11 protein-coding genes and 1 other annotated feature are annotated in these 11,701 nt (G+C 28.8%); all 11 genes read left to right on the top strand.

What is annotated here, in order from left to right; all coding sequences use genetic code 11:
* The first annotated feature begins 74 nt into the window (after positions 1-74).
* Positions 75-377: a PTS sugar transporter subunit IIB gene (locus IR151_RS18090; protein WP_227437087.1), complete on the top strand. Its 303-nt coding sequence runs from the start codon at positions 75-77 to the stop codon at positions 375-377.
* A gap of 77 nt (positions 378-454) precedes the next feature.
* Positions 455-1,810 carry a PTS galactitol transporter subunit IIC gene (locus tag IR151_RS18085; protein ID WP_227437085.1) on the top strand — a complete coding sequence of 452 codons (1,356 nt, stop codon included), beginning with the start codon at positions 455-457 and terminating at the stop codon, positions 1,808-1,810.
* Positions 1,811-1,839: 29 nt separating this feature from the next.
* Entirely contained in the window at positions 1,840-2,313 is a 474-nt protein-coding gene (locus IR151_RS18080) for a hypothetical protein (RefSeq protein WP_227437083.1), read from the top strand.
* 175 nt (positions 2,314-2,488) lie between these two features.
* Positions 2,489-3,139: a class II aldolase/adducin family protein gene (locus tag IR151_RS18075; protein WP_227437081.1), complete on the top strand. Its 651-nt coding sequence runs from the start codon at positions 2,489-2,491 to the stop codon at positions 3,137-3,139.
* 177 nt (positions 3,140-3,316) lie between these two features.
* On the top strand, positions 3,317-4,249 hold the full coding sequence (locus IR151_RS18070; protein WP_227437079.1) for a biotin/lipoate A/B protein ligase family protein: 933 nt from the start codon (positions 3,317-3,319) through the stop codon (positions 4,247-4,249).
* A 277-nt stretch (positions 4,250-4,526) separates the two neighbouring features.
* Positions 4,527-5,240, top strand: a complete 714-nt coding sequence (gene ispD / locus IR151_RS18065) for a 2-C-methyl-D-erythritol 4-phosphate cytidylyltransferase (protein WP_227437077.1) — start codon at positions 4,527-4,529, stop codon at positions 5,238-5,240.
* Positions 5,237-5,722 carry a 2-C-methyl-D-erythritol 2,4-cyclodiphosphate synthase gene (ispF, locus tag IR151_RS18060; protein ID WP_227437075.1) on the top strand — a complete coding sequence of 162 codons (486 nt, stop codon included), beginning with the start codon at positions 5,237-5,239 and terminating at the stop codon, positions 5,720-5,722. Before ispD ends, ispF begins: the two co-directional genes overlap by 4 nt.
* 94 nt (positions 5,723-5,816) lie before the next feature.
* Positions 5,817-6,025, top strand: a binding site (T-box leader).
* A gap of 63 nt (positions 6,026-6,088) precedes the next feature.
* The gene (locus IR151_RS18055; RefSeq protein ID WP_227437074.1) at positions 6,089-7,804 is read left to right on the top strand and encodes a proline--tRNA ligase; all 1,716 of its coding nucleotides are present in this window, start codon (positions 6,089-6,091) and stop codon (positions 7,802-7,804) included.
* Positions 7,805-7,926: 122 nt separating this feature from the next.
* Entirely contained in the window at positions 7,927-9,372 is a 1,446-nt protein-coding gene (gene proS / locus IR151_RS18050; protein WP_227437072.1) for a proline--tRNA ligase, read from the top strand.
* A 440-nt stretch (positions 9,373-9,812) separates the two neighbouring features.
* Positions 9,813-11,294: a glutamate--tRNA ligase gene (gene gltX / locus IR151_RS18045; protein ID WP_227437069.1), complete on the top strand. Its 1,482-nt coding sequence runs from the start codon at positions 9,813-9,815 to the stop codon at positions 11,292-11,294.
* A 221-nt stretch (positions 11,295-11,515) separates the two neighbouring features.
* Positions 11,516-11,671 (top strand): hypothetical protein, encoded by a 156-nt coding sequence (locus IR151_RS18040; RefSeq protein ID WP_003421202.1) that lies wholly within the window; start codon positions 11,516-11,518, stop codon positions 11,669-11,671.
* Positions 11,672-11,701 lie beyond the last annotated feature (30 nt).

The following is an 11,701-nucleotide window of genomic DNA, read 5'->3' as shown; positions in this document are numbered from 1 at the left end:
AAAATAGTATTAAAAATATAAAAAGTTATCAAAGATTTCTAATTACAGATATCTTTAAAAATAAAATAATTTTAATGGGGGTGAATAATGTGGCTAAAAAAATATTAGTTGCATGTGGAACAGGAGTATGTACTTCAACAATTGCTATAAACAAGTTAAAGAAGGCATTAGAAGAAGCTGGTAAATTAGATAGGGTTAGTATTACACAATGTAAAGTAGTAGAGGTAGCTTCAAAAGCACCAGATTATGATTTAATAATCTGTACTACACAAATATCTAGTAGTATAAAAACACCTGTAATAAATGGACTGCCTTTTTTAACTGGAGTAGGAATGGATAAATTAATCAAAGAAGTTCTTGAAAAATTAGAATTATAATTTGAATTTTTAAATGAAATAGTCTCTAAAATCTTGCGGTTTTAGAGACTGAAAATTAAATGAAGGAGGAAATTTAGATGGCGATATTAAATTTCATTGTTGGTTTGGGTGCACAAGTAATGATGCCAATAATAATATGTATTTTTGGCTTGATATTAGGTACAAAGCTTGGAAAATCTTTAAGAGCTGGTTTAACAGTAGGAGTTGGATTTATAGGTCTTAATACTATTATAGCTTTGTTAACAGATAACTTAGGTCCAGCTACACAACAAATGGTTAAGAACTTAGGATTAAGCCTATCCATAATAGATGTTGGATGGCCAGCAGCATCAGCTATAGCTTTTGCATCAACAGTGGGTGCTTTAATTATTCCAATAGGACTTGTAGTAAATATAGTTATGTTAATTACTAATACAACTCAAACTGTCGATGTAGATATATGGGATTACTGGCATTTTGCATTTACAGGAGCTTTGGTGGCAGGGGCTACGCAAAGTGTTATGTGGGGAGTATTTGCAGCAGTAGCAAATATGGTAATTGTTTTAGTAATGGCAGACTTAACAGCCCCAGGGATAGAAGAATACTTAGGGATGCCAGGTATATCTCTTCCTCATGGATTTACACAAGCATTTGTTCCAATTGCTATAGTTGTAAATAAAGTATTAGATTTGATTCCAGGGATAAATAAAATTGAAATAAATGCTGATACATTACAAAAAAAATTTGGCCTATTTGGAGAACCTTTAATAATGGGGTCTTTAATAGGGATAATAATTGGTATTGCAGCCAAGTATGACATAAAAGGTATATTGCAGTTAGGGATAACTATGGGAGCTGTTTTAATACTAATTCCCAAAATGGCGGCTTTATTAATGGAAGGTTTGTTGCCAGTATCAGAGGCAGCACAAGAATTTATTGAAAAGAGATTTAAAAATAGAGGTAAAATATACATCGGTTTAGATTCTGCAGTAGGAATAGGACACCCTGTTACATTGTCAGTTGCATTAGTACTAGTGCCTCTAACTATAGTTATAGCAGCTATATTACCAGGTAATAAAGTTTTACCATTTGCAGATTTAGCTGTAATACCATTTGCACTTGTTTTAATCGTTCCAATTACAAAAGGAAATGTATTTAGAACTTTAATAATAGGAATAGTTATTATTACTTCTGGGCTATTAATAGCAACTAATTTAGCACCACTATTTACTCAAATGGCTTTAAATGCAAGCTTTAAAATGCCTGAAGGAGCAACTATGATTTCAAGTATTTGTGATGGAGCAAATCCATTAAGCTGGGTATTTGTAAAAATTATGAATTACAAAGTAATTGGAGGAATAATTTTGGCAGTTATAGCTTTAGGGATGGCTATCTATAATAGAAGTAGAATAATAAAGGAAAATAAAGTATTATCTACACAAGATGAAGCTTAAATGTAATTTTATTAAGGAGTGTATAAATTATGAAAAAATATATATATGATTCTAAAAGATATATAGTTAGTGTAACAATACCAGGGATTTTTATGATTTTAATATTGATTTATGCACTATTTAATAATTATATAAATCCTAGTATTAATATATATAGCTTGATGATAGTTATTTGTACTTATGGAATATTTAATACTTTTGTATCCTCAAGTAATCCTAACATGATTACTATGGACAATAAATATATATATTTTAGTTCATTTAATTCTATACATGAGTATGAAATTAAAGATATAAAAAAAATAAGAATAAGAGAATTTCATGACAAAAAAATGTATCTAAAAATTAATGATGGTAGTTTTATTAAGGGGAGATATTGGATAAAAACAAACATGTTTAATGACAATACAGAACTATATAATTATTTTATTGAATTAGAAGAATGTTTGCATCCAGAATCATTAAAATTTAGAAATAAAAGATTAAAGAGTAATGAACTATAAAAAATGAAAATTTCAAATTAAAATTGGTTTATGTTTAGTATAAAGAGATAAGTTTAAATCTTATAAAGGTTTTTTAGAATTTTCAATCAAAATAGCGGAAATAAAATCTTATTGTGTAAGATATATAACAGGAACATATAGAACTATGTTTCTAATGAATGGGAGGATTTAGCTAATGTTATTAGAAAATTTGAGAAAAGAGGTATTACAAGCGTCTTTAGACCTTCTAAACTATAATTTAGTTACATTGACAGGAGGAAATGTAAGTGGAAGAGATGAAGAAACTGGATATATAGCAATCACACCAAGTGGAATGGATTATAGAAATCTTACACCAAGTGATATTGTTTTAATAGACATAGATGGAAATACTGTAGATGGTAAATGGAAGGCATCAGTAGATTCACCAGACCACTTATATATATATAAACATAGAGATGATATAAATAGTATAATACATACACACTCTACATATTCAAGTTGCTTTGCAATTTTAAATGAGTCTATAGAGTGTGCAAGTACAACTCTTGCAAATGAGGTAGGAGGTTCAGTTCCAGTTGCAAAATTTTCAGCACCAACATCTAATCAGATGGGAAAATGTGTTATTGATGTAATAGGTAATAGGAGAGCATGTCTTTTGGCAAATCATGGAGTGATTGCAGTTGGTCCATCTGTAAAGCATGCACTTACCGCAGCTGTAATGTTAGAAGATGCAGCAAAAGTATATTATTTAGCAAAATCAATTGGGACACCAGTATTATTACCAGATGAAGAAGTTCAAAGAGCTAGAAATGTATTTCTTAATGTGTATGGTCAGGATAAGTAAATTTAATAAAACTCTCAGAATAATAAAAAACACAGATGTTCAGTAATAGTAAGGAGTTGTATTATGTTATAATAGGTTTAATGATTTAGAAAGAATAATTTAAAGTTAAATACTATATAAACTTATTTTAATTTAAAATAAATAGTAAGATAAAATATAAAAGGAGTCTGAATTTTTATGTATTACTTATTAAACAAAAACACCAATCCTTACTTTAATTTAGCTCTAGAAGAGTATCTATTTTTAAATGAGAAATATAATGATGATATCATAATCATATGGAGAAATGAAGAATCTATTTTTATAGGAAAAAATCAAAATCCATATCAGGAGATACATTATGATGTTATTGAAAATGGTGAAATTCCCATTTTAAGAAGAATATCTGGTGGAGGTACTGTGTATCATGACTTAGGAAATATCAATATGTCATTTATACAAAAAAATAGGAATCTTCATGAAATCGATTTTTTAGAACATACTAAATTTATGCAAAGTATGCTTTTATCATTGGGATTAAATGTATCTATAACAGAAAGAAAAGATTTATTTTTAAATGGTAAAAAAATTTCTGGTTCTGCACAATCTATAAAAAGGCAAAATTCTCTTTATCATGGAACTCTTCTTTATGATTCAGATTTAAATAAATTAACTAAGTATTTAAATTCAGATAAATCAACAGAATCAAAGGCAACTAAGTCTGTTTCAAGTAAAGTTACAAATATTAATTTTCTACTCAAAAAAGATATAAACTATTTTTTAGATTATTGTGTTGATTATATAAAAAATAATATAAAAAATATAAAAGAAATTGAATTAGACGATGATGATATCAAAAGTGTATACAATCTGGTAGAAGATAAATATAAAAAAACAGAATGGATATATAATAAAACGCCTAAGTTTCAAATAGTTTTACCAATTGACAATAGAAGGAAAATCAATTTACATGTTAATAAATGGAAAATATCAAAATGTTTTATTTCTTGTATAGATGGTATAGTCAATATGGATAAATTAATAGAAGTAGATTTTGATAAACAAGAAATAAAAAACAATATTTTAGAAAATTATCCGAATTACATAGATTTAATTAATTTAATATTCTAATACAAAACCTCTAGATTGATAAACTTGTTTTATATCAATCTAGAGGTTTAAACATTTTTTATAGATATACAAACTGTTACAAAGTTGTAAAATAAAAAGATGAAGTTATTGAAAAATCAATATAATTTGCAACAGATGCACATATTTTAGGTTAGAAAATGGATATTACCTATTTATACAACTGAAAATTTAATATATAATTAATCAGATGGTTAAAATATAAAAACATTAAAAGTTTTAATAAATGATAGGTAAAAATAAAATACGAGGTGATACCATGTATAGTGTTATAATTGTTGCGGCAGGAAGTGGAAGGAGAATGAACTTAGACGTAAATAAGCAGTTCATAAAATTAAGAGAAAAAGAAATCATAGCGCATACAATTCAAGTTTTTTACGAAAATATAAATATAGATGAAATTGTGGTATGTATAAAAAAAGAAGAGGAAGATTTTTTTAAGGAAAATATAATAAATAAATATAACTTTAAAAATATAAAAATAGCATATGGCGGAAAAGAAAGACAAGACTCAATATATAATGGATTAAAAAAACTAGATAAAAATTGTGATATAGTACTTATTCATGATGGAGCGAGACCTTTTGTAGACCACAGAATAATAAATGAATCTATAAAAATGGCTAAAGAAAAAAAGGCCGTAGTTGTAGGTGTACCAGTAAGTGATACTATAAAAATAGTATCTGATGGTACAGTACAAGAAACTCCAGAAAGAAGACTATTGTGGGCGGCACAAACCCCTCAAACTTTTGAATATAATCTTATAATAAATGCTTACGAACAAGCGTATAAGACTAACTATTATGGAACAGATGACTCAATGCTAGTAGAAAATATAGGGCAAAGTGTTACGATGGTAATGGGTTCTTATGAAAATATAAAAATAACGAGTCCAGAAGATTTAAATATAGCAGAACAAATATTAAACATGGAAAAAAGAGATGAAGTGAATAGTAGAAGGAGAATTATATGAGAATAGGATTGGGATATGATGTACACAAATTGGCAGAAGAAAGAAAACTTATAATTGGTGGAGTAGAGATACCACATGATAAGGGCTTACTAGGTCATTCTGATGCTGATGTATTGATACATGCAATAATGGATTCTATTTTGGGAGCACTAGCTTTAGGCGATATAGGTAAGCATTTCCCAGATACAGATAAAAAATATAAGGGAATAGATAGTATGAAATTACTAGAACATGTATATAATCTAATAACAAGCAAAGGGTATAAAATTGGAAATATAGATAGTACTATAATTGCTCAAAGTCCTAAGATGGCTCCCCACATTGAGAATATGAGAAAAAATATAGCAAAAGTTTTAAATACAGATATTGAAAACATAAATATAAAAGCAACTACAGAAGAAGGTCTTGGTTTTACAGGTGCAAAACAAGGAATAGCTTCACAAAGTATTTGTTTATTATTATTGACAAGTCAGAATAATTAATATATTATTAGTAATAAGTTTAATGGATATCAAATAATAGGCCTATATAGAATATCTATAATATGTGAATTTAAGTAAAATTAATATAAATATAAAATTAGCTATGATAAAGAAATAGTAAAATGATGAAATCTTCACAGAGAGAAAACAGAGGTGAGAGTTTTCAAGAGGAAGTCTTTGAACCTGTCTTTTAGCTTAAAGGTATAAAAATCTTTACGGTAGGAACCGTTACATTCCCTAAAGAGAGCTATTTATATAGCTAACTAGAGTGGTACCGCGGAAATCAAACCTTTCGTCTCTATACTTGTATAGAGATGAGAGGTTTTTTATATTTTCAGGAAAACAATATTCAGGAGGAATTTATTAATGAAAATGTCTAAAATGTTTATGCCAACATTGAAGGAGATTCCAGCAGATGCTGAAATTACAAGCCATCAATTAATGGTAAGGTCAGGAATGATAAAAAAAATGACTTCAGGGGTTTATAATCAATTACCAATGGGGTTAAGGGTATTTAAAAAAATTGAGCAAATAATTAGAGAAGAATTAAATAAAAAAGATTGTCAAGAAATACTATGTGCGGCTTTACTTCCATCAGAATTGTGGAAAGAATCTGGAAGATGGACTGCTATGGGTGCAGAAATGTTTAGGTTAAAAGATAGAACAGAAAGAGAGTACTGCCTTGGGCCAACACATGAAGAAGCTTTTACTGACATAATAAGACAAGAGATTACTTCATATAAACAATTACCACTTAATTTGTATCAAATACAAGTTAAGTATAGAGATGAGAGAAGACCAAGATTTGGTGTTATGAGAACTAAGACTTTTACAATGAAGGATGCATACAGTTTTGATGTAGATGAAGCAGGATTAGATAAATCATATCAAGATATGTTTGATGCATATGTAAGTATATTTGATAGATGTGGATTAGATAACAGTCCAGTTCAAGCAGATTCAGGAGCTATAGGAGGTTCTACATCAGCTGAATTTATGGTTAAATCAGAAGTTGGAGAAGATGAAGTTGTATTCTGTAGTGGATGTGATTATGCAGCTAATGTAGAAAGAGCAGAGTCTTGTAATGCAGTATCAGAAAAAGAAGAAATGAAGGAATTAGAAGAAGTTCATACACCAGGAGCAGCTACAATAAAAGAATTAGAAGAATTCCTAAATGCTTCTCCAGATAAATTTGCTAAGACTTTAGTATATGAAGCAGATGGGAAAACAGTTGTAGTTGTTGTAAGAGGAGATAGAGAGGTTAATGAAGTTAAAGTATCTAATGCAATAGGTTCTGTTATAGAATTTGCACTTGCTACAGACGACGTTGTAAGAAAAGTAACTAATGCAGAGGTTGGGTTTGCTGGACCAATAGGAGTAAATGCTGATTATGTCTTTATAGATAAAGAAATTGTTGAGCAAAGAAATATAGTTGTTGGAGCTAATAAGACTGAGTATCATATAAGAAATGCTAACTATGGAAGAGATTTTGAGGGTATAGTTGGAGACTTTAGAAATGTTCAAGAAGGTGACAAATGTATAGTATGTGGTAAACCTCTTGAAATAGCTAGAGGTGTTGAAGTAGGACATATATTTAAGTTAGGAACTAAATACTCAGAAGCTATGAATGCAAACTTTATTGATAGAGATGGTAAATCAAAACCTATAATAATGGGATGCTATGGTATAGGTGTAGAAAGAACAGCAGCAGCTATAATTGAGCAACATAATGATGAAAAAGGTATAATTTGGCCTTTATCAGTAGCTCCATATCATGTTGTGATAGTTCCAGCAAATATGAAAAATGAGGAACAAATGTCATTAGCTGAAAAGATATATAATGATTTACAAGATATGGGTGTAGAAGTCTTGTTAGACGATAGAGATGAAAGAATTGGTGTTAAATTCAATGATTCAGAATTAATAGGAATACCTATGAGAATTACAGTAGGTAAAAATATTGATGAAGGTAAAGTAGAATTTAAACTTAGATATGAAGAAGATAAAGAATTAATTAAAATAGAAGAAATAAGTGAAAAAGTAAAAGCAGAATTTATCAAAAACAATGTTAAGTTAGGATAATAATTTAAAGAAAGCTACTGTATAGATAATCAGAGTTGTACTTTATAAATGCCCTTTTATCTATATAAAAAGATAAAAGGGTGTTTTTGTATAAAAACATAATAAATGAGGAGGTAATTAAGATGGCAAAAAATGAAAAACAATTTGTTGAAGAAATAACAAAGATGGAAGATGATTTTCCACAATGGTATACAGATGTTATAACTAAGACTGATTTAGTTGATTATGCACCAGTAAAAGGATTTATGGTTGTAAAACCATATGGATATGCTTTATGGGAAAAAATGCAAGAATTTATGGATAAAAAATTCAAAGAAACTGGACATAAAAACTGTTATTTTCCATTATTGATACCAGAAAGTTTATTAAACAAAGAAGCAGAGCATGTTGAGGGGTTTGCTCCAGAAGTTGCATGGGTAACACATGGAGGAAATAAAAAACTAGAAGAAAGACTATGTGTAAGACCTACTTCAGAAACTATAATATGTACAATGTATGCTAAATGGCTAAAATCATATAGAGAGTTGCCATATCTTTATAATCAATGGTGTTCAGTTGTTAGATGGGAAAAATCAACTAGACCTTTCTTAAGAACATCTGAATTCTTATGGCAAGAGGGTCATACATTACATGAAACAGCAGAAGAAGCACAACAAGAAACAATACAACAATTAGAAATATATAAAGCTTTATGTGAGGAATTGCTTGCAATGCCAGTTGTATCTGGTCAAAAAAGTGAAAGTGAAAAATTTGCAGGTGGTGAGAGAACATATACTATAGAAGCTATGATGCATGATGGGAAAGCATTACAATCAGGTACAAGTCACTTCTTAGGACAACACTTTACAAAAGCGTTTGATATTACTTTTGCAGATAGAGAAGGTAACTTAGCTAATCCATATCATACATCTTGGGGAGCATCTACAAGACTTATAGGTGGGCTTATAATGACTCATAGTGATAATAGAGGATTAGTCTTACCACCAAGAGTAGCTCCAATACAAGTTGTTATAGTTCCTATAGCTGCTAAAAAAGGCAATGTAATGGAAACTGTTGATAAAATATATGCAGATTTAAAAGCTAAAGGAGTAACAGTAGAGGTTGATGATAGAGATAACTATACAACTGGATGGAAATTTAATGAGTGGGAAATGAAAGGTGTACCAATAAGAATTGAAATTGGACCAAAAGATATAGAAAATAATCAAGCTATGATATTTAGAAGAGATACTCTAGAAAAGAGTGCTATGCCTTTAGAAGGATTAGCTGATGCTGTATATGATTTATTTGATATTATACACAATGATATGTTTGAAAGAGCAAGAAAACATAGAGAAGATAACACATCTGTAGTTGAAAATATGGATGAATTTAGAACAGCTTTGGAAGAAAAACCAGGATTCATAAAAACTATGTGGTGTGGAGATGCTGAATGTGAGGCAAAGATTAAGGAAGAAACAGGGGCAACTATAAGATGCTTACCTTTTGAACAAGAAAACTTAGGTCACAAGTGTGTATATTGTGGAAAAGAAGCAGAGCATATGGTAGTAATGGCAAAAGCATACTAGAATCATATATTTAAATAAATGTAAAAATAAAAAACTGGGATGTAAAGTATTTAATACTTTACATCCCAGTTTTTTATTTTTTACTATTCTGTTAAGATTAATAATAATTTTAATAGGTGATAATAATATGAATGAGAAGATTAAAAATTTTAAAAGTAAAACTTTATCTTTAAATGATGTTAAAGACGATTCTAATCGCAAGAAACATATACAAGAAGCATTTATGAATAGTTATAAATAATACCTTTAATTTTTGGAAAAATAAATGGATTAAAAGAAAGATTTATGAAATTAAATCTAGTATTTTCTGATATAATAAACATGTGTATTTTTGAATAAAAAGGATATTATTATTAAGTTTGATTAAAAATAAACTTGCAAAACAATGTACTAGTTTAATATTATAGTTATATTGAATAAAATATCAGGAGGAAGTAAAAATGAATATAAGAGTAAGGTTTGCACCAAGTCCAACAGGATTTGTACATATAGGTAGTTTAAGGACTGCTTTATATAACTATTTATTTGCAAAGAAAATGGGCGGAGAATATATATTAAGAGTAGAAGATACAGACCAAAGTAGATTGGTAGAAGGTGCTATAGAAAATATGCTTAATGCTATGAAATGGGCTGGCGTCAATCATGATGAGGGAGTTATATTAGATGATAATGAAAAAGTAATACAAAAAGGAGAATATGGACCATATATTCAATCTCAAAGATTAGATATATATCAAGAATATATAAAACAACTTTTAGATAGTGGAAAAGCTTATTATTGTTTCTGTACAAAGGAAAGATTGGATGAAGTAAGAGATGCTCAAAAGGCAGCAGGAGAAACTGCTAAATATGATGGTCACTGCAAAAACCTATCTAAAGAAGAGGTAGAAGCTAATATAAAAGCAGGAGTACCATATGTTATAAGATTAAAATTACCAGAAAATCATATAATTAAATTTACTGATTTAGTTAGAGGAGACATGGAATTCAATACTAATGATTTAGATGACCAAGTTTTGATGAAAACAGATGGATTCCCAACTTATCATTTTGCAGTAGTGGTAGATGATTATCTAATGAAAATTACACATGTTATAAGAGGAGAAGAGTGGGTATCATCTACTCCAAAACATGTTTATTTATATGAAGCATTTGGATGGGAAGCGCCAGTATTTGTACATTTACCAAATATACTTAATAAAGAAAAGAAAAAATTAAGTAAGAGACAAGGTGATGTAGCAGTTGAAGATTTTAAGAAAAAAGGATATTTACCAGAAGGATTAGTAAACTATGTAGCATTAGTTGGTTGGTCTCCAGAAGATAATCAAGAGTTATTTACAATGGAAGAGTTAGAAAAAGCTTTCTCTGTTGAAAGAGTATCTAAAAGTGGAGGGGTATTCGATACTGAAAAGTTAAACTGGGTTAATCAACATTATATAAAAGACGGTGATGATGCTTACCTAACAGATTTAGCTATACCATTTTTAATAGAAGATGGGTTTATAACAGAAGCAGAAGCTACTAGTAAGTATGAATTTTTAAAGAGTATGATATCAGTGCTTAAAGAAAAATTACAATATGTAAAAGAAGTTACTGAGCATGCGAGTATATTCTTTGGAGATAATGTAGAGATAGAAACTGAAGAAGGAAGTGACTTCCTAAAATTAGAACATATACCTACTTTAATAGATGCCTTACAAGAAAAAATAGAAAAAGCAGAAATATTAAATGCTGAGTTTGGTCAAACAATGCTTAAAGAGATACAAAAAGAGTATAAAATAAAAGGGAAAAATTTATTTATGGGGTCAAGAATAATTTTGACAGGACAAATGCATGGCCCAGATTTACCAAAAGTAATGGAAGTTTTAGGAAAAGAAACTTGCTTAAATAGAATAGCTTATGTAAAAAATCATATATTATAGTCATAAAAGTCCGCTAATTTAGATGCGGACTTTTTTTGTGTTAGTATTTGGTGAAAAGATATGGCTAACAAAATGAAGGTATTTAGGTCAATAAATTTAATATATAAAAAGCAAAGCAAAAATATAAATAAAATATGAATAATAAACTAATAAAAATATTAAGCATAGAAGAAGGTAATCTATTATTTTAGTTTGATTTAATTATTAAGGGGGTAATTACTATGTATAGTAATATTGATGATGTTAAAAAGGAATTAAAGGAGCTATGCTTAGAATATGTTACAATTTTAGAAAAGTTAAAAGACGAAAAAATGATTACAGAAGAGACTTTTGAAAAATGTTCTTCTCAAAAAAAGATATTTTTAGAGGAACAATAGAAAATAGTGATAGTATTATTATGTAATTTG

It is taken from the genome of Clostridioides sp. ES-S-0006-03 (genome assembly GCF_020662275.1).
GTDB lineage: Bacteria > Bacillota > Clostridia > Peptostreptococcales > Peptostreptococcaceae > Clostridioides.
This window is presented reverse-complemented; position numbering and strand designations above follow the sequence as displayed.

Coding starts and splice junctions, on each gene's coding strand:
- ispD (WP_227437077.1), top strand. CDS start 4,527: ATGTATAGTGTTATAATTGTTGCGGCAGGAAGTGGAAGGAGAATGAAC.
- IR151_RS18040 (WP_003421202.1), top strand. CDS start 11,516: ATGTATAGTAATATTGATGATGTTAAAAAGGAATTAAAGGAGCTATGC.
- proS (WP_227437072.1), top strand. CDS start 7,927: ATGGCAAAAAATGAAAAACAATTTGTTGAAGAAATAACAAAGATGGAA.
- IR151_RS18080 (WP_227437083.1), top strand. CDS start 1,840: ATGAAAAAATATATATATGATTCTAAAAGATATATAGTTAGTGTAACA.
- IR151_RS18085 (WP_227437085.1), top strand. CDS start 455: ATGGCGATATTAAATTTCATTGTTGGTTTGGGTGCACAAGTAATGATG.
- gltX (WP_227437069.1), top strand. CDS start 9,813: ATGAATATAAGAGTAAGGTTTGCACCAAGTCCAACAGGATTTGTACAT.
- ispF (WP_227437075.1), top strand. CDS start 5,237: ATGAGAATAGGATTGGGATATGATGTACACAAATTGGCAGAAGAAAGA.
- IR151_RS18070 (WP_227437079.1), top strand. CDS start 3,317: ATGTATTACTTATTAAACAAAAACACCAATCCTTACTTTAATTTAGCT.
- IR151_RS18090 (WP_227437087.1), top strand. CDS start 75: ATGGGGGTGAATAATGTGGCTAAAAAAATATTAGTTGCATGTGGAACA.
- IR151_RS18075 (WP_227437081.1), top strand. CDS start 2,489: ATGTTATTAGAAAATTTGAGAAAAGAGGTATTACAAGCGTCTTTAGAC.
- IR151_RS18055 (WP_227437074.1), top strand. CDS start 6,089: ATGAAAATGTCTAAAATGTTTATGCCAACATTGAAGGAGATTCCAGCA.